Source organism: Streptomyces sp. NBC_00075, assembly GCF_045041225.1.
Classification (GTDB): Bacteria; Actinomycetota; Actinomycetes; order Streptomycetales; family Streptomycetaceae; genus Streptomyces; species Streptomyces adonidis.
The window spans coordinates 10919287-10938082 of record NZ_CP108243.1; the positions used below are offsets into that span (position 1 = coordinate 10919287).

Genomic DNA, 18796 nt, shown 5'->3' on the forward strand with positions numbered 1-18796 from the left:
CGGCACTGCGCGCGAGCACGCCGGAAGACGAGCATCGGCAGTGAGAGACGCACGTGTGCGAATGACGCGCGTATGCGAACAGGGAGAGGACATCCGGCAATGACCACGACGGTGACAGCTGGCAGCCGAAGGACCGAGGCGTGGCGAGGCTTCGGCGGGACGCGCTGGCGCGACCGCATCGACGTTCGTGACTTCATCCAGACCAACTACACGCCGTACGAGGGCGACTCGGCGTTCCTGGCCGGTCCGACCGAGCGCACCCTCATGGTCTGGCGCAAGGTCAGCGTTCATTTCCCCGAGGAGAGGCGCAAGGGGATCTTCGACGTCGACCCGGGCCTGCCGTCCACCATCACCTCGCACCGGCCGGGATACATCGACCGCGACCGGGAGCTGATCGTCGGTCTGCAGACCGACGCCCCGCTCCGGCGGGCCATCATGCCGAACGGCGGGCTGCGCATGGTCGAGAACAGCCTGAAGGCATATGGCTACAAGGCGGATCCCTTCGTCACCCGCGTCTTCGGGACGTATCGCAAGACGCACAACGACGGTGTCTTCGACGCGTACACCCCCGAGATGCGCGCCGCCCGCAGGGCCGGGATCATCACCGGGCTGCCCGACGCCTACGGCCGCGGCCGGATCATCGGCGACTACCGGCGCGTCGCCCTGTACGGCACCGACCGGCTGATCGAGGCCAAGCGGGCCGAGAAGGCCCTGCTCGACTCCCGGCCGTCCACCGAGCACGTCATCCGGGACCGTGAGGAACTCGCCGAACAGATACGGGCGTTGGGCGAGCTGACGCGGATGGCGGCCTCGTACGGCTGTGACGTCTCCCGTCCGGCCGCCACCGCGCACGAGGCCGTGCAGTGGCTCTACCTGGGCTTCCTGGCCGCGGTGAAGGAGCAGAACGGCGCCGCGATGTCACTGGGCCGTACCTCCACCTTCCTGGACGTCTACGTGCAGCGGGATCTGGAGGAAGGCCTGATCGACGAGACGCGCGCCCAGGAGCTGATCGACGACTTCGTGATCAAGCTGCGGATCGTGCGGTTCCTGCGCACCCCCGAGTACGACGCCCTGTTCTCCGGCGACCCGACCTGGGTGACCGAGTCCATCGGCGGCATCGGCGAGGACGGCCGCACGCTGGTCACCCGCACGTCCTTCCGCTTCCTGCAGACGCTCTACAACCTCGGCCCGGCCCCCGAGCCCAACCTGACCGTCCTGTGGTCGCCCCGACTGCCGCCCGGGTTCAAGGAGTTCTGCGCCCAGGTGTCCATCGACACCAGCGCCGTGCAGTACGAGTGCGACGACCTGATGCGCCCGCGCACCGGCGACGACACCGCGATCGCCTGCTGCGTGTCGGCGATGGCGGTGGGCCGCCAGATGCAGTTCTTCGGGGCGCGGGTGAACCTTGCCAAGGCGCTGCTGTACGCGATCAACGGCGGTCGGGACGAGATGAGCGGTGAGCAGATCGCCCCCGAGTCCCGCCCGCTGACCGGCGAGTACCTGGAGTACGGGGAGCTGTCGGCCGCGTACGACCGCGTGCTGGACTGGCTGGCGCAGACGTACGTCAACACCCTCAACGTCATCCACTACATGCACGACAAGTACGCCTACGAGCGTATCGAGATGGCGCTGCACAACCACCCGGTGCACCGCTACATGGCCTGTGGCATCGCCGGACTGTCGGTGGCCGCCGACAGCCTCTCCGCCGTCAGGCACGCCCGGGTGAAGGTGATCCGGGACGCCACCGGGCTGGCCGTCGACTTCGAGACCGAGGGCGAGTTCCCGGCGTACGGCAACAACGACGACCGTGTCGACTCCATCGCGGTCGACCTCGTGAAGTCCTTCATGGCGAAGGTGCGCGAGTACCCCACCTACCGGAACGCCGAGCACACCCAGTCGGTGCTGACGATCACCTCGAACGTTGTCTACGGCAAGCACACCGGCAACACCCCCGACGGCCGGCGCGCCGGAGAGCCCTTCGCGCCCGGCGCCAACCCGATGAACGGCCGGGACCGGCACGGGGTGGCCGCCTCCGCCCTGTCGGTCGCCAAACTGCCGTACGAGCACGCCCGCGACGGCATCTCCCTGACCACGACCATCACCCCCGAGGGGCTCGGGCACAACCCGGGCGAGCGGCCGGGCCACCTTGTCGGCATCCTCGACGCCTACATGGCCTCCGGCGGCTTCCACATGAACGTCAACGTCCTGGACCGGGCGACCCTGGAGGACGCCATGGAACACCCGGAGAAGTACCCCGAGCTGACGATCCGGGTCTCCGGATACGCCGTCAACTTCGTCCGCCTGACCCGCGAGCAGCAGCTCGACGTGATCAGCCGCACCTTCCACGAATCGCTGTGAGCACCACAGTGTCGCCGGTGACGGGCCGGATCCACTCCTGGGACCTGTCCACGGGAGTGGACGGCCCCGGGACCCGGTTCGTCCTCTTCGTGAGCGGCTGCCCGCTGCGCTGTCTGTACTGCGCCAACCCCGACACCTGGCACATGCGGGACGGCCGGGAGGCCACGGTCGACGAGGTGACGGCGGAGATCGAGAAGTACCGGGGCTTCATCACCACGGCCGGGGGAGGAGTGACCGTCACGGGTGGCGAGCCGCTCCTCCAGCCGGCCTTCACCGCCGCGGTACTGCGCCGCTGCAAGGAGGCCGGGCTGCACACGGCCCTGGACACGTCCGGCTTCCTCGGCGCCCGCGCCACCGACGAACTCCTCGCCGACACCGACCTGGTCCTGCTCGACATCAAGTCCTTCGACGTCCGCGCCTACCGCGAGCTGACCGGCGGGGAACTCGCCCCGACCCTGAACTTCGCCACCCGCCTGGACCGGCTCGGCAGCAGGACGTGGATCCGCTACGTCCTGGTCCCCGGCCGGACCGACGACCCGGAAGCCGTCGACGGCCTCGCCGGTTTCCTCGCCGGCCTCGGCAACATCGACCGCGTGGAGGTCCTGCCGTTCCACAGACTCGGCACCGCGAAATACGACGCTCTCGGCCTGCCCTTCCCCCTCCGGGACACCCCGAGCCCGGGGCCCGAGCTGGTCCAGCGGGTCCGGGAACAGTTCCGGGAGCGGGGCCTGACCGCGTTCTGACGCCGACATCGCCGCCTGCGCCCGGCCGGGACCCACCGTGGGAACCGGTCGGGCCGACTGGTGGCCGGCTCGCCACCGTTCTCGGTCCTCTTCCGCCGGACATCCGGCACCCGAACACGGAACAGTAGGGAAGAGCACCAGGACGCTCCGCTGCGTGGCCGTCGGAGTGGACGGCTCACCGGTCGCCGTACGGGCGTTGGACCAGGCCTCGGACGAGGCGGCGCGGCGTGGTGTCGCGCTCCACGTCGTGTACGCCGGGTCCGACCACGACGAGGCGGGACCCGTCCTGGCATCGGCCGCTTCCACGGTCCGACAGCGTCACCCCGGCCCTGCCGGTGGTGGTGTCCGCCGCGCAGGGCGGCGCTGTGGAGGCGCCGGCGCGAGCGAGTGACGGCGCCGCGCTCACTGTCGTCGGCGCCCGCGGACCGGGCGGGCCCGCCCGGTCCGCTGCTCGGTTCGGTGAGCCGGCGTCCGGCCGTGGACGCGCCCGGTCCGCTGCCGGTCGTACGCGGTGATCACCCGTGCGGGGACGGCGGCGGAGTGCGGCCGGGCCTGGCCGACGACACCGACGCGGACGTGGCTGCGTACGCCTTCCGCAAGACGGAGCGTCGCGGCGCCCGACTGCGCGTCCTGCACTCCCGGACCCACCGGCACATCACCCCCGAACCGCCCTCGCCCATGCCCGCGACAAGCCCGGGTCGGCGGACTCCGGTGCCGCCGCCCGGGTCCTGCGCAGGGACGGGAGGTGGAATCCCGAGTGCCGTTGCCGTTGCCGGTGGTTGTGGACTGTCATGACGCTCGTCCCGGCCTGCGGCTCGCGGCCGTCGCCGGGACCGCGACGACGGCGCTGATGTGGATCGCGGAGTGGTCGGCCCGCCGAGCACCTGTCCGAGGGTGTGGCGAGCATGTCGATGAATCAGTTCATCGACCACCACCTGATCTGCGCCGTCGTCCTTGTCGCCCTCGCCCTCGCGGGAGCCGGCGCCACCTGGGGCCTGGGCAGGGTCTGGGCGCGGCTGCCGTTCGGGATGCCCGCCCAGGCAGCCGCCCGACGACCGCTCCTACTCGCCAGGCACGTCGGCGGGGCCGTAGTAGGCCGCCTTCATGAGCTGCTGCATGTCGTCGAGCATCGGCATGCGTGGATTGGCCGGCGCGCACTGGTCCTCGAAGGCGTTGAGGGCCTGTCGGGGCAGGGCGTCGAGGAAGGCGCGTTCGTCGACGCCGAGGGCCTGGAAGGAGGGCTCGATGCCGACGGCGGTCCGCAGCCGTTCCACCGCGGCGGCGAGGGACTCGACGCTCTCGGCGGGGGTGGCGGCGGGCAGGCCGAGGGTGCGGGCGATGTCCTGGAAGCGTTCGGGGGCGCGGTAGCTCTCGTACTTGGGCCAGCCGGTCAGCTTCGTGGGGACGGTGCCGTTGTAGCGGATGACGTGCGGCAGGAGCACGGCGTTGGTACGTCCGTGGGCGATGCGGAAGGTGGCGCCGAGAGTGTGGGACATGGCGTGGACGATGCCGAGGAAGGCGTTGCCGAAGGCCATACCGGCGATGGTGCCGGCGTTGTGAATCCTCTCCTGCGCCTCGACACTGCCCGCGCGGTCGTTCACCGCGGCGTCCAGGTTGTCGAATATGAGCCTGATGGCGTGCAGGGCGGGTCCGTCGGTGAAGTCGTTCGCGTACACGGACACATACGCCTCGATGGCGTGTGTGAGGGCGTCGAAGCCGCTGTCCGCCGCGAGAGCCGGGGGCAGGTCGGCGGTGAGCAGCGGGTCGACGATGGCGACGCTCGGGGTGAGCGAGTAGTCGGCCAGTGGGTACTTCTTTCCGGTGGCGGGGTCGGAGATGACGGCGAACGGGGTGACCTCCGCGCCTGTGCCGGAGGTGGTGGGGATGCACACCAGACGGGCCAGCCTGCCCAGGACGGGGAAGCGGAAGGCCCTCTTGCGGATGTCGGAGAACTTGTGCCGCATGTCGGCGAAGTCGACGTCCTTGCCCTCGGCCTGCTGCTCGTACAGCAGCCACATGACCTTGGCCGCGTCCATGGGGGAGCCGCCACCGAGAGCGATGACGGTGTCGGGGCGGAAGTCGCCCATGAGGCGGGCGCCGCGCCGGACGGAGTCGATGCTCGGCTCGGGTTCGACGTTGTCGATGACCTGGATGGTGACCGGCTCACGGCGTCGCCGCAGCACACGCTCGATCCGGTCCACGAATCCGAGGCGGGTCATGGTCGCGTCGGTGACGACGGTGACACGGTGCACGTCCGGCATCGAGGTGAGGTACCGGATGGATCCCGGCTCGAAGTAGATCTTCGGCGGGACCTTGAACCACTGCAGGTTGTTGTGGCGGGTGGTGACCCGCTTGATGTTCAGCAGCTGGGCGGCCGAGACGTTGTTCGACACCGACGTGCTTCCCCAGGAGCCGCAGCCGAGCGTCAGTGACGGCAGCAGACTGTTGTAGATGCCGCCGATGGCACCCTGCGAGGAGGGCGCGTTGACGATGACCCGTACTGCCTTCATACGGGTGCCGTACGCCTCGGCCAGCGCCTCGTCCCCGGTGTGGACGACAGCGGTGTGGCCCTGGCCGTGGAACGCCACCATGTCGGCGGCCAGGTCGAAGCCCTGCTGCTCGGAGCCCGCTCGCAGCACGGCGAGGACCGGGCAGAGCTTCTCGCGGGTCAACGGCTCGTGCGGGCCGACCCGTTCGGCCTCGACGAGGATGATCGAGGTGCCCTCCGGCACGCTGAAGCCGGCCTGTTCGGCGATCCACGACGGGCTCTGCCCGACGGCCGCCGCGTTGACCTTGGGCTCGCAGCCCTTGCCCGCGGCCTTGTCGGCCGGGAAGAGGAACGCCTCCAGCTTCGCCTTCTCCTCGGCCGTCGCCAGGTGGGCGTGCAGCGTACGGAACTCGGCCAGGGCCGCGTCGTAGATCTCACTGTCCAGGATGACGGCCTGCTCGGAGGCACAGATCATGCCGTTGTCGAACGACTTGGACAGCACCAGGTCGTTGACGGCCCGGCGCAGCTTGGCGCTCTTGTGCACGTACGCCGGGACATTGCCCGCGCCGACGCCGAGTGCGGGCTTCCCCGCCGAGTACGCGGCCTTCACCATCGCGTTGCCGCCGGTCGCCAGGATCAGCGAGACCCCGGGGTGGTGCATCAGCTGACCGGTCGCCTCGATCGACGGTGACTTGATCCACTGCACGCAGTGCTTCGGGGCTCCCGCGGCGACGGCCGCGTCGCGCACGATGCGGGCCGCCTCGGCACTGCACCGCTGGGCGGAGGGGTGGAAGGCGAAAACGACGGGGTTGCGGGTCTTGAGCGCCATGAGCGCTTTGAAGATCGTGGTGGAGGTCGGGTTGGTGACGGGAGTGACCGCGCACACGACGCCGACCGGTTCGGCGATCTCGATCATGTCGTCGATGTCGTCGCGGGCGATGACGCCGACGGTCTTCATGGGGCCCATGCTGTGCGTGACGTGCTCGCAGGCGAACATGTTCTTGGCGGCCTTGTCCTCGAAGAGGCCGCGGCCGGTCTCCTCCACGGCGAGCAGGGCCAACGCGGTGTGCTGGTCGAGGGCGGCGACCGATGCCTTCTTCACGATGTGGTCGATCTGTTCCTGCGTCAGTGCCTCGTAGTCGGAGAGCGCCTTGAGCCCGTTGGTGACCAGTCGGTCCACCGCGACGGCGGTCTCGGAGGGCGCGCCGTCAGGGGCGGCGGCTCGGGTTCGGGCGTCCTGTCGGGTCATGGGGATTGTGCCTCCGTTGTCGAGGTCAGGGGCCGGAAGACCGGCGACTTGCCGTACGGGAGGGGCATCGCGGGGGATCGGCACTGTGCGCCGCGGCGGCGCCAGGGACTAACGCTCGGGGAGCCAGTGGTGGGCGATCCGCCGCGACGGGTGCTTCTCGGGCGGGCGGGTGTCGTCCATGCGGAAGGTGAGGCTGTTCATCACGCCCACCACGCCGTCCACCCGCCAGACCAGCTGGACCACCAGCGGGATGTCGCTGCGGCGCTCCAGGCGTCCCTCCAGAGTGACCGTACCGTCGTGGACGGAGACGATGACCGTGTGGGGCGGCAGGCACATGGAGCGCGTCAGGACCTCGTCGATGATCTCCTGGCCGATCTCGTCGTCGGTGCGCAGGAAGACCCGCAACAGGTCGCGACGGGTGGCGATGCCGATCAGGCGGTCCTCCTCGTCCACCACCGGCAGCCGTTCGATGTGGTGGCGCTCCATGACCCGTGCGGCGTCCGCGACGGGCTGTTCCGGATGGACGGTGATCGCGGGTGTCGACATCAGCTGTCCGGCGGTCATGGCACGGGCCTTGGCGGCTGCGAACCGCACCTTCCGGCGCAGCGCCGGAAGCCGGAACCGGCGTCCCGGGTGGCCCTGTTCGGCCTGAGCCGCCTGCCGGCGTATCAGGTCCGTCTCGGAGATCACGCCGAGAACCTTGTCGTCGGCGTCCACCACCGGCAGGCCACTGATCCGGTGCCGGGCCAGCAGCTGCGCCACATCCTTGAACGGCGTCTCCCGGCGTGCTCCGACGACATCGGACGTCATCACCTCGCCGACTTTGGAGGTCTTCATGGAAGTTCCCTTCGCCGGTGGTGCGCACGGAGCGCAACCGGGTCCATTGCCTACGGCCCCTGCGGGCCGGCGGGTCCCCGCGGGGCTTCCTGCTCCTGCGGGTGGGCATCGGGGGCCGGTACTCGCGGGGTGAGTACGGCCGGTCCGACCGTTGCTGTCCCGTTGGACGGTCCCGGGTGGCCGTCCCCCCGATGCCCTTTCAGCCTCCCGCGTGCCGGCCTGACGGCGCAGGGGCCAACCGGTCCTTCGTCCCGGGCCGACCCGCCCTCTTCCCGGCCGCACCGGATCGGGGCACCGAACCGCCGCACAGCAGGTCAGGCGGTCGGCCCATCGTGCCGTGGGGCGACGAGAAGCGCGGCGTCGAGCGGGGAAGGACAGTCGCCTCGCCCACGGGCACGAGGGCGGCGGCAGCCACGCGAAGCGCGGTGGTTCCGCAGGTACGGGCGCGGTGCGCCGCCGCCGTGGTCGGGACCGGGGCGCCGTTCCAACGGTGGGGCGGTCCTGGCGCTGCCTGGATCCCCGCCCGGCAGGTCACACCGAGCCGGTGTCCCGCTGTCCCGCGTCGAGTCCGGCGGGGCCTTCGGTCGGCTGCCCGCCCCGCCACGGCGGGCTGACCGGCCGGTGGGCGTCGATGGCCCCGTGGGCCGCTCGCTCCACCTGACGGCGCAGCCGGTCCTGCAACTGGTCGGTGACTTCCTGGCTGGTGGCCTCCCGCGCGTGAACGACCACGACGGTGCGGCCCACCCGGAGGTCGGCCACGGCCGACCACGGGTGCTCGGCGTGATGGGCCGCGGCCTTGGCGATCCTCACCTCGCCGGTGACCGCCGGCAGCCCCGGCCGGTTCACGACAGCGCCGATCTTGGTCCGGGCGTACGCGAGGGCTTCCTCGCCGACCTCGCCTTCGGCCCGTACCAGGACAACGGCGGCGGTATCACGGGTTCCAGTGACCTTGCCGGTCATGCCGACCACTCCTTCTTGTTCTCGTTCTCAGTGGCCCCAGCCTTTCGCCCGGACCGGCCGCGGTCCCAGGGCCGATCGGCCCCGGCGGACGGGCCGTGAGTCCCGTCGTGATCACGGCCGGTCCGCTCGCGGGGCGGGCGCGCACAGGGGCGACTCGTCGTCTCGCTGCGCTGACGGGAGACGACGAGTCCTTGAGGACCGGCACCCCGAACGCGCGGGGGCACGGATGACGGGCGATACCGGTGACAGGCCTGTCGGCAGACCTTGACCGGCGGCCTGCCCGGAGGGCCGAGACCGGGCTTGCGGCTTCGGCCCTCCCGGGAGGTGTCACCTGCTGTCGCTGGCCTCCGTCCCGGTGAGCGTGGCCCGGCCCGCTTCCAGGCGGGCGACGGGGACCCGGAACGGTGAGCAGGAGACGTAGTCGAGGCCCGTGCCATGGAAGAAGCGCACGGATTCGGGGTCGCCTCCGTGCTCGCCGCAGACGCCGATCTTCAGGTCGGGGCGTGCGGCGCGGCCCTCGGCGACCGCGATCTCGACCAGGCGGCCCACGCCGTCGCGGTCGATCGTCTCGAACGGGGACACCTTGAAGATGCCCTTGTCGAGGTAGGTGGAGAAGAACGCAGCCTCGACGTCGTCGCGGGAGAAGCCCCAGGTGGTCTGGGTGAGGTCGTTGGTGCCGAAGGAGAAGAACTCGGCCTCCTCTGCGATCCGGCCCGCTGTGAGGGCGGCTCGGGGCAGCTCGATCATCGTGCCGACCGGGCACTCGACGAGGACACCTGATGCCTTGGAAACCTCGGCCAGTACTTGCTCCACCTCTTCGCGGACCAGCCGCAGCTCCTCGACCGTGTCGATCAGCGGCACCATGATCTCCGCCCGCGGGTCGCCGCCCGCCCGCTTGCGTTCGACGACCGCCTCCGCGATGGCCCGTACCTGCATGGCGACCAGACCAGGCGCCACCAGGCCCAGACGCACACCGCGCAGGCCGAGCATCGGGTTCTCCTCGTGCATGCGGTTCACGGCCTCCAGCAGCTCGGCGTCGTGCGCGCTGGGCGGGTTGCCGTGTGCCTCGGCGGCGGCGAGCCGTACGGCGAGTTCGGTGCGGTCGGGCAGGAACTCGTGGAGCGGCGGGTCGAGCAGACGGATGGTGACCGGCAGGCCGTCCATCGCCTCCAGGATCCCGATGAAGTCCTGCCGCTGGAGCGGCAGCAGCGAGTCCAGTGCCCGTTCACGTTCGGCGTCGGTGCGGGCCAGGATCATCGCCTCGACCAGTTGCCGACGGTCGCCGAGGAACATGTGCTCGGTGCGGCACAGCCCGATGCCCTCGGCTCCGAAGCGGCGTGCGCGGGCGGCGTCCTCGGGCGTGTCCGCGTTGGCCCGCACACCCAGCCGCCGTACACCGTCGGCCTGTCGCATGGCCCGGGCGACGGCGTCGACCAGGCCGGCGGAGTGCTCGCCCGTCTCGAAGTACCGCATCACTGCGGAGTCGACCAGGGGAGCGGGGCCCGGATAGACGGTGCCTTCGGAGCCGTCCACGGAGATGACCGCGCCCTCCTCGACGGTGGTGTCGCCCACGGTGAAGCGGCGTCCCTGCGGATCCACGGTGATCTCCTCGGCACCGCACACGCAGACCTTGCCCATGCCGCGGGCGACGACCGCGGCATGGCTGGTCTTTCCGCCGCGGCTGGTCAGCACCGCCTGGGCGGCGATCATGCCGGGCAGGTCGTCGGGGTTGGTCTCCTGCCGTACGAGGACGACCTTCTCCCCGGCGGCGGCACGGCGGACCGCCTCGGCGGAGTCGAACACCGCGGCGCCGACGGCGGCGCCCGGTGAGGCCGGGATGCCGTGGGTGAGCGGGGCTCCGAAGGCCGAGGTGTCGAAGCGGGGGAACATCAGCCGGGCGAGGCCGTCCCCACTGACGCGGGCCAGTCCTTCGTCCGCGCTGATGAGCCCCTCGTCGACCAGTTCGGCGGCGAGGGCGAACGCGGCCTCGGCGGTGCGCTTGCCGACCCGGGTCTGTAGCATCCACAGCCTGCCGTGTTCGATGGTGAACTCGATGTCGCACAGATCCCGGTAATGGGCCTCCAACGCCTCCATGTGTTCGCACAGTTGAGTGAACGCCGCCGGGTTCAGACGGCTCAGTTCGTCCAGCGGCACGGTGTTGCGGATGCCGGCGACGACATCCTCGCCCTGTGCGTTGGACAGGTAGTCGCCGTACACGCCCCGGGCGCCGGTGGCCGGGTCGCGGGTGAAGGCGACGCCGCTGCCGGAGTCGGCGCCGAGGTTGCCGAAGACCATGGTCTGCACGTTGACCGCGGTGCCCAGGTCGTCCGGAATGTGCTCGCGACGGCGGTAGAGCCGGGCGCGCTCGCCGTTCCACGACTCGAAGACCGCCAGAACCGCCCGGCGCAGCTGCTCCGCGGGGAGCTGCGGGAAGTCCTCCCCGGTTTCGTACTTGATCAGGCCCTTGTACGTCTCCACCAGCTGGGCGAGGTCGCCGGCGTCCAGGTGCAGATCGTCCGGGGCGCCGCGCAGGTCCTTGAGCAGCGTCATGGCCTGCTCGAACAGCGCCGGATCGACGCCCATCACGGTGCTGCCGAACATCTGTACGAGGCGGCGGTAGGAATCCCAGGCGAAGCGCTCGTTCCCGGAGGTCTTCGCGAGGCCGAGCACGGACGCGTCGTTGAGACCGATGTCGAGGATCGTGTCCATCATGCCGGGCATGGAGAAACGGGCGCCGGAGCGGACGGACAGCAGCAGCGGATCCTCCGCCTGCCCCAGCCGCCGCCCGGCGGCCTCCTCCAGGGCGGTCAGGTGGCCGGAGATCTCGTGGGCCAGCCCGGGTGGCTCGGCGCCCGTGGCGAGGAAGGCACGGCACGCTTCCGTGGAGACGGTGAACCCGGGCGGCACCGGTAGGCCCATCCGGGTCATCTCGGCCAGATTGGCGCCCTTGCCGCCGAGCAGGCCGGCCATGTCCCGGCTGCCCTCGGTGAACTCGTACACGTAGCGGACCATGACGTGTGCTCTCCTTTCCGATATCCGACGATGTCCGGTTGGACCCGCCGTACGAGGCCCGCCCGCCGCCTGTGGTCCCCTTCGGGACCCGGCGTGCGGCGGACAGGGCGGGTGTCTCACATCTCGAAGACGATGCGTGCCTTGATCCGGCCGTCCAGCACCTGGGCGCTGGACTCGTCGACCGAGTCCAGCAGGCGGGTCTCGTAGACCACCTTGGTGCGTCCGGTGGCGTGCGGCTGGAAGACCTCGTCGAGGTCCTGGCGGGTGCCGACGACGGAGCCGATGACGGAGGTGCCGTTCAGGACGGTGTCGAAGATCGGCACGCTGACGGTTCCGCCGGCCGGCAGGGCGACCATGTGTGCGGCGTGGATGTCGGTGTGGCACAGCCCGGACGCCTCCACCCGCACCCGGACCTGGCCGGGGCCGGGCTCGGGGTCCGGGCGCTCCTCGATCACCAGCGGCCGGCCGAAGGACCGGACGACTGCTGCCTCCATGTGACACTCCTCGGTTCTGTCTGATCGGTGCGGTTCCAGCGTCGAACGGGCCCTGGCGAGGCGGGCAGGTCCTGGACGTCCCCGCCTGTGGGGCCGCTCGGCCCTCGAGCCGTGCGGAAACCGGCCCTCAGTCGTGCGGGACGACGGCGACCGGGGCGGCGGCGTGGTGCAGGACGGCATGGGCGACCGGCCCGATGCGCATACCGAGAGCGGGCCGGTGCACCCTGCGGCCGACCACCACGAGACCGGCCTGGGCGGCGGCCTGTAGAACGACGCCTGACGCGCGGGCGAGATCGACCGTGCGGGCGACCGGGACCTGCGGGTACCTGTCGCGCCACGGCTTGAGGGCATGGGACAGCGCCTTCTCCGCCTGTTCCGTGGCCCCGTCCTCCCGGCCGGCAGGGAGCCCGACCGCGGGGCCGTATCCGTACAGCGGCGGCAGGCTCGGCGCGTGCACGGCGTGCAGTGTGGCCCCGCGGGCGGCGGCCGCGCGGAAGGCGAACTCCAGCAGCGGTCCGGCCGGGTCGCCGAGGTCCTGGAGTCCGACCACGACCTCCCTTCCGTCGTGTTCGGCGGCCGAGCGGGCGTTCGGCCGCACCATGACCACGGGGCTCTTCGCCCGGGCGAGGACATGCTGGCCGACGGAGCCGAGGAGGAACCCGGCGACGGCGCTGTGACCGCTGGAGCCCAGCACCAGCAGGTCCGACTTCTCCGCCCGGTCCAGCAGCACCTCGTACGCGGTGTCGGACAACTGCTCGGTGGTGACCGTCAGTTCCGGGTGCCGACCGCGCAGTTCCTCCTCGGCATCCCGCAGAACGCGCTGGGCCCAGCGCCTCTGCGTGGCCATGTCCTCGGCGGCGGGTACGTCGTGCGGCTGCCAGATCCAGGCGTGCACGAGATGCAGCGGCAGCTCGCGGCGCTGTGCCTCGCGGGCCGCCCAGTCGGCTGCGGCCAGGCTCTCGGGGGAACCGTCCAGGCCGACGGTGATGGGGCGAATCATGGGAAGGGACCTCCGTGTCCGTGACGGGACCAGCGGGCCGCGGACGGTTCCGCCGACCCTTGTCCTGAGCTTCTCGACAGGGCGGTCGCGGACTCCAGGGGCCGATGGTCCCGATCCGGACTGACCGGCCCTGTGGGCCGCATCCCCCTGTCCCGCACGGCGTTCGGCACCGCAGGAGGGGAAGGGGCGGACCGGCCCTGGCCCTTCGGCCCGGAATCACGGAGGATCTCTCACACGGAGGGACCGGTCCCGCCCACCGGGCGGATTCCGGCGCGCGACACCAGACGACGCAGGACAGGAGCCGTCGATGACGGGCAGTGAGCAGACCACCCCCAGGCCCCCGATTCGGGTCTTCCTGCTGGACGACCACGAGGTCGTACGGCGAGGGGTGCACGACCTGCTGAACGACGAACCCGACATCACCGTGGTCGGCGAGGCGGCCAACGTCGAACAGGCCCTGGCACGCGTCCCCGCCCTGCGCCCGGACGTCGCCGTCCTCGATGTCCGCCTCCCCGACGGCGACGGCATCTCCGTGTGCCGGGACCTGCGCTCGCGCATGCCGGAACTGGCCTGCCTGATGCTGACCTCGTTCGACGACGAGGAGGCACTTCTCGACTCGATCATGGCCGGAGCCTCCGGATACGTGCTCAAGCAGATCCAGGGATCGGACCTGGTCTCCGCCGTACGCACGGTCGCCACGGGCCAGTCCCTGCTCGACCCGAGCGCCACCACGAGACTGCTGGCCCGCCTGCGCAACGATCAGCAGAAGGAGGAGGAGCCGGACGCGCTGCCCGGCCTGACCGGCCGGGAGCAGGAGATCCTCGTCCTGATCGGTGAGGGACTGACCAACCGCCAGATCGGCCAGCGGCTCTTCCTCGCCGAGAAGACCGTGAAGAACCACATCTCCCGACTGCTGGCGAAACTCGGCGTGGAGCGGCGCATCCAGGCCGCGGTCATCGCCACCCAGGTCCAGGAGAGGCTCAAGCACGACGGGCCCTGACAGTCCGCACAGCATGGAGGTCCGCCGGGCCGAACGTCCCTCACCTGGTCCCCGGTCGGCCCAAGCCCGAACCGATCCCCTGCCACCAGGCTGGCAGCACACACCAGAAGCGGATCGATCGGGAGGACAACGGACATGAGCGTGCGCGTGGGCATCAACGGCTTCGGCCGTATCGGCCGCAACTACCTGCGCTGCGTGCTGGAGCGCGCGGAGGCCGGGGCGAGCACGCCTGTCGAGGTGGTGGCCGTCAACGACATCACTTCGCCGGCGGCCCTGGCCCACCTCCTGGCGTACGACTCGACGTACGGCCGCCTCGGCCGCACCGTCGAGCACGACGACGACTCGATCACCGTGGACGGGCACCGCATCGCCGTCACCGCCGAACGCGACCCCGCCGCCCTGGCCTGGGGCGAACTCGGTGTGGACGTCGTCATCGAGTCCACCGGCCGCTTCCGCACCCGCGAGGCCGCCGGACAGCACCTGAGGGCCGGCGCGCGCAAGGTGCTGCTGTCGGTGCCGGGCAAGGACGTCGACGCCACGATCGTCATGGGCGTCAACGAGGGAACGTACGCCCCCGACCGGGACCACGTGGTGTCCAACGCCTCCTGCACCACGAACTGCGTGGCTCCGATGGTGAAAGTGCTCGACGAGCGATTCGGTATCGACAAGGGGCTGATGACCACCATCCATGGCTACACCAACGACCAGGTGGTCCTGGACGGCCCCCACAAGGACCTGCGCCGTGGCCGCACCGCCGCGGTGAACATCATCCCGACCAGCACCGGAGCGGCCCGCGCGGTCGGACTCGTCCTGCCGGAGCTGTCCGGCACCCTGGACGGCATCGCCGTGCGCGTGCCCGTCGAGGACGGCTCCCTCACCGACCTGACCCTCGTGCTCGACCGGGAGGTGACCGTCGACGAGATCAACTCCGCGTTCCTGGAGGCCGCAGCCGGGCCCCTGAAGGGCGTCCTGCGGGTGTCCGACGCCCCGATCGTCTCGCGCGACGTCGTCGGCGACCCCGCCTCCTGCGTCTTCGACGCCCCGCTCACCCAGGCCCACGGAAACCTGGTCAAGGTCTTCGGCTGGTACGACAACGAGTGGGGCTACACCAACCGGCTCCTCGACCTCACCGAGTACGTCGCCGCCCGGCTCCCGTAGAGCTGACGGACCGAGAGGCGGCACGGGGCCGTCGGGGCGGACACCGAAGCCGGCGCCGCGCTCGGTGGGGCGCCCGTGAGCCCGGGCCGGAGTCACAAGCAACCCTGGTGCAGGGGCCGTTCGGACCCTGCACCCTGTCGCCGCACGCGGCGCCGTGTGGTCCCGATGCGTGGCCCGTGGGCGGGGACCGGACCTGGCACGCCGGAAAACCGGCCTTCCTTCGAGGGCCGATCGGCCCGCCTTGTGACCCGCACAGCCCATGGGGCTCCGCCCCGTTCCGCTGGACGCTCCGAGTGTCAAGGGACCTGGAGGAAACCCGCGACGAGGGACGACGCGTGCGGAGTCAGTGCGCTCGGTGGCGCGTACGCCTGCTGCCGCACGGGCCCCAGGACCACTCTCCGCGCAGGCTCCGCCGAGGAGGAACAGCCATGAAGCACAACAAGGTCGGCACCGTGATGACCACCGAGGTCGTCCGCGCCACATACGGCACCCCGTTCAAGGAGGTGGCACGACTTCTCGCCGAGCACCGCATCAGCGGGCTGCCGGTGGTCGATGAGGACGAGAAGGTCATCGGCGTCGTCTCCGAGACGGACCTGATGCTCCGGCAGGCGGCGACCCCCGACCCCTACGAGCCGAAGCGCCGTTTCCGCCTCGCCGGTCTGACGCGCCACGCGAAGAGGCAGGCGGAGAAGGCCGAAGCCCGCACCGCCGGCCGGCTCATGACCGAGCCGCCCGTCACGGTCCACGCCGACGACACCATTGTCGAGGCCGCCCGGACCATGGCCCGGCGCCGCATAGAACGGCTTCCCGTTCTCGACGAGGAACAGCGGCTCGTCGGCATCGTCACCCGGCGCGACCTGCTCCAGGTGTTCCTGCGGCCGGACGCCGAGATCCGCGACGTGGTCATCGACGAGGTCCTCGTCCGGGCGCTGTGGCTGCCGCCACGCGGCACAGACGTCTTCGTCACGGAGGGCGTGGTCACGCTGTCCGGCCAAATGGAACGCAAGAGCGAGACGGAGATCGCCGTCTCCATGACACGCCAGATCGACGGCGTGGTCGCGGTGGTCGACAAACTCACCTACCGGCTGGATGACACACACATCAAGCCCGACAGGCAGGCTCTGCACGGCGTCGCCGACTGATGGCCGCGCAGCGCCCCGGCTCGTGCCTGGTCCTCCCATGCGATCAACGGCGGAGGAGGCGATCACGGGAATGTGCGTCCGAAAAACGCCTCAGAGGGTGAGGAGAAGCGTCCCCGCACCGATGTCCCACCCTTGGGCATCGCGGGGCCGGTCCCGGCCCCGGCCGGAGACCCGCTGCTCACCGCGAAGCTCTCGATCCCGGCGACCGCTCCCCGCCGCGTACGGCGTGAGCGCCTGCTGAGCAAGCTCACGACAGGGGTGAACGGGCCGCTGACTCTCGTCACCGGCCCGGCGGGCGCCGACAGGACGACGCTCGTCGCGACGTGGGCGCGTGCGGGAACGGTGCCCGGCCCTGTCGTACGGCTGTCGCCGGACGGCGACGACACTCCTGGCGTGTTCTGGCCGTACGTGCTTGCGGCCTACCGGCACGCTCTTGTCGTTCCGGCCGGCGACATCGGTGCGCCGACCTGTGCCGACCGCGTCGACCATTCGCTGCTCGTGCGGCCCGGGGCACTGGAGCGCAAGCCCGGGCCGCTTGTGCTGGTACTCGACGGCCTGGACAAGGCGCCGGGCCGAGAGGTGGCTTCGGGCCTGGAATTCCTGCTCGACCGTGCCGGGACGTGTCTGCGGCTGCTCGTGATCAGCCGCACGGACCCGCTGCTGCCACTCCACCGCTTCCGGGCCGAGGACCGGCTGCACGAGGTCCGTGGCGCCGATCTGGCGTTCACCGAGCCCGAGGCCGCCGCTCTGCTGAGCGAGCACGGGCTGAAGCCGGGGACGGAAGCCGTCGCCGCATTCGGCAGACTCACCCACGTGGTCGACGGTGTACGACGGATCGCCCCTGACCCGCCCCTGCTCACACCCGTCGCCGACCTGATGCCCGGCGCCGGACGCGAGGAACTCGAACGAAGCCTGCGCGCGCTGATCGAAGGCTACGGGCACAGCCTCACCACCGAACGCCGACACCTTCTCGAACGCTTCCTACTGGTCGACATGGCGCGCAAGGTGGTCGGGGTCGGCAGCGTCGGAACCCGCTGCTGGATCGCCCTCATGCTGGGCCGGGACGAAGACGATCCGCTGCTGCTCCAGGCCAAGGAGGCCGGAGAGTCGGTCCTCGCTCCGTACCGGGCAGCCGGCGGGTACGACCACCAGGGGCAGCGGGGCGTCGTCGGGCAGCGGCTCATGCAGGCGAACAGCGACATACTCCTCGGCTGGGAACGCGTCACCGGCCTCGACGGGCAGCAACGTGACTTCTGTGTCAGGCAGCTGCGCGACTGGAAGCGGACACCCCAGCCCGAAACCATGGCGCCCGACATGCTGCGCGTCCACGGGGGCGTGTGCGGCGGCTCGCCGGCCCGTGCCCACGCACGCTCCGGCGATCCGGTCGCCATCGCCGCCTACCTCGGCACCGGCGGCTCCTTCGACCGGGCCATGGCGGAGTTCGCCGAGGCGTACGCCGAACAGAACCAACGCGACCACGAGACTGTGACCGAGGCCGCACAGGCGGACCGGATCACGGCCCGGGCTGCCCGAGATGCCGTCGCCCACCACCATCGATCACCCTTCCGGGGTGAGGACGGACCGGCCGGCCAGGCGGAAACTCGATCAGGAGTGGCCGTCGGCCGCGGCCGCACGAGAACCGGAGGTTCGCCATGGCCACCACTACCCATCACCACCGCTCAGCACGCTCTGAGGCGGTTGCCGGAGGCCTGACGGTCTTCGCGGCCGTCATGCTGTTCATCGCCGGGGTCCTCGACCTCTTCCGCGGCATCATGGCGATCGCCGAGGACGACGTCTTCGTCAGCACCCCCAACTACGTGTTCAAGTTCGACCTGACGAGCTGGGGCTGGATCCAGCTGGCGCTCGGGGTGATCGCCATGGTCGTGAGCATCGGACTGTTCTCGGCGGCCACCTGGGCGAGGGTCCTCGGGGTGGGCATCGCAGGGCTGCTGATCATCGCCAACTTCCTCTCCATCCCGTACTACCCCGTCTGGTCGCTCACGCTGATCGCCCTGTACGGGTTCGTCATCTGGGCACTGTGCGTGGTCAAGCGGGATTCCCCGACCGCATAGGGAGGCGGCAGAGGGAGCTCCGGACACCGCCGAGTGTCTGGTCCGCTCCCTCCGCTCCCTCCGCCGGCCATCACCGTGATGGCCGGACCCCAGATCATGTCGGCGATCATCTGCGTCACCACCCCGCGTCCTGTACGCGTGTCGCTGGCCTTTCTCCTTGGTGTCCTCATCGGGGCCTCGTCCGGTGTGGCGAGCTCAAGAACCCCCGACCGTGATGTCACGAGCGCGCCAAGGAGAAGGTGCTCGCCGGCTGACGGAGTCCGAGGAAGGGACCGCGTGCCGA

15 protein-coding genes and 1 pseudogene are annotated in these 18796 nt (G+C 70.7%); 9 read left to right on the top strand and 7 right to left on the bottom strand.

Annotation, left to right across the window (positions count from 1 at the left end; translation table 11 throughout):
* The first annotated feature begins 99 nt into the window (after nt 1-99).
* From pflB to OG787_RS47945, 3 genes are all read left to right on the top strand, one after another.
* Nucleotides 100-2358: a formate C-acetyltransferase gene (gene pflB, locus OG787_RS47935; RefSeq protein ID WP_405539781.1), complete on the top strand. Its 2259-nt coding sequence runs from the start codon at nt 100-102 to the stop codon at nt 2356-2358.
* The gene (gene pflA / locus OG787_RS47940; RefSeq protein ID WP_369029705.1) at nt 2355-3101 is read left to right on the top strand and encodes a pyruvate formate-lyase-activating protein; all 747 of its coding nucleotides are present in this window, start codon (nt 2355-2357) and stop codon (nt 3099-3101) included. Before pflB ends, pflA begins: the two co-directional genes overlap by 4 nt.
* Before the next feature lie 154 nt (nt 3102-3255).
* The gene (locus OG787_RS47945; protein WP_405539782.1) at nt 3256-3492 is read left to right on the top strand and encodes a universal stress protein; all 237 of its coding nucleotides are present in this window, start codon (nt 3256-3258) and stop codon (nt 3490-3492) included.
* An 11-nt stretch (nt 3493-3503) separates the two neighbouring features.
* On the opposite strand, the gene OG787_RS47950 is transcribed toward OG787_RS47945, so the two are convergent.
* The gene (locus OG787_RS47950; protein WP_405539783.1) at nt 3504-3749 is read right to left on the bottom strand and encodes a hypothetical protein; all 246 of its coding nucleotides are present in this window, start codon (nt 3747-3749) and stop codon (nt 3504-3506) included.
* Nucleotides 3750-3909: 160 nt separating this feature from the next.
* On the opposite strand from OG787_RS47950, the pseudogene OG787_RS47955 reads away from it, so the two are divergent.
* Nucleotides 3910-4123 (top strand): annotated as a pseudogene (locus tag OG787_RS47955) (hypothetical protein); the annotation flags it as partial.
* A 39-nt stretch (nt 4124-4162) separates the two neighbouring features.
* On the opposite strand, the gene adhE reads toward OG787_RS47955, so the two are convergent.
* From adhE to OG787_RS47985, 6 genes are all read right to left on the bottom strand, one after another.
* Nucleotides 4163-6838, bottom strand: a complete 2676-nt coding sequence (adhE, locus tag OG787_RS47960) for a bifunctional acetaldehyde-CoA/alcohol dehydrogenase (RefSeq protein WP_405539784.1) — start codon at nt 6836-6838, stop codon at nt 4163-4165.
* A 108-nt stretch (nt 6839-6946) separates the two neighbouring features.
* Nucleotides 6947-7675, bottom strand: coding sequence for a CBS domain-containing protein (locus OG787_RS47965; RefSeq protein ID WP_369029703.1), 729 nt, complete (start codon nt 7673-7675; stop codon nt 6947-6949).
* Nucleotides 7676-8206: 531 nt separating this feature from the next.
* Nucleotides 8207-8635, bottom strand: coding sequence for a hypothetical protein (locus OG787_RS47970; RefSeq protein WP_405539785.1), 429 nt, complete (start codon nt 8633-8635; stop codon nt 8207-8209).
* A 327-nt stretch (nt 8636-8962) separates the two neighbouring features.
* Nucleotides 8963-11647, bottom strand: coding sequence for a pyruvate, phosphate dikinase (gene ppdK / locus OG787_RS47975; RefSeq protein ID WP_405539787.1), 2685 nt, complete (start codon nt 11645-11647; stop codon nt 8963-8965).
* Nucleotides 11648-11763: 116 nt separating this feature from the next.
* Nucleotides 11764-12141: an alcohol dehydrogenase catalytic domain-containing protein gene (locus OG787_RS47980; protein ID WP_405539789.1), complete on the bottom strand. Its 378-nt coding sequence runs from the start codon at nt 12139-12141 to the stop codon at nt 11764-11766.
* Nucleotides 12142-12268: 127 nt separating this feature from the next.
* Nucleotides 12269-13141, bottom strand: a complete 873-nt coding sequence (locus OG787_RS47985; RefSeq protein ID WP_405539790.1) for a universal stress protein — start codon at nt 13139-13141, stop codon at nt 12269-12271.
* 307 nt (nt 13142-13448) lie between these two features.
* Between OG787_RS47985 and OG787_RS47990 the strand changes: the two genes are divergently transcribed.
* The 5 genes from OG787_RS47990 to OG787_RS48010 all read left to right on the top strand — a co-directional run bounded on the left by OG787_RS47990 (nt 13449) and on the right by OG787_RS48010 (nt 18513).
* On the top strand, nt 13449-14141 hold the full coding sequence (locus OG787_RS47990) for a response regulator (protein ID WP_369029698.1): 693 nt from the start codon (nt 13449-13451) through the stop codon (nt 14139-14141).
* A gap of 135 nt (nt 14142-14276) precedes the next feature.
* Nucleotides 14277-15299 carry a type I glyceraldehyde-3-phosphate dehydrogenase gene (gap, locus tag OG787_RS47995; protein ID WP_369029697.1) on the top strand — a complete coding sequence of 341 codons (1023 nt, stop codon included), beginning with the start codon at nt 14277-14279 and terminating at the stop codon, nt 15297-15299.
* 428 nt (nt 15300-15727) lie between these two features.
* Nucleotides 15728-16441, top strand: coding sequence for a CBS domain-containing protein (locus OG787_RS48000; protein WP_369029696.1), 714 nt, complete (start codon nt 15728-15730; stop codon nt 16439-16441).
* Nucleotides 16442-16573: 132 nt separating this feature from the next.
* Complete coding sequence (locus tag OG787_RS48005; protein WP_405539792.1) at nt 16574-18154, top strand: DUF2252 family protein; 1581 nt, start codon at nt 16574-16576, stop codon at nt 18152-18154.
* Nucleotides 18094-18513 (top strand): hypothetical protein, encoded by a 420-nt coding sequence (locus OG787_RS48010; protein WP_369029694.1) that lies wholly within the window; start codon nt 18094-18096, stop codon nt 18511-18513. The genes OG787_RS48005 and OG787_RS48010 overlap by 61 nt, the downstream gene beginning before the upstream one ends.
* Nucleotides 18514-18796 lie beyond the last annotated feature (283 nt).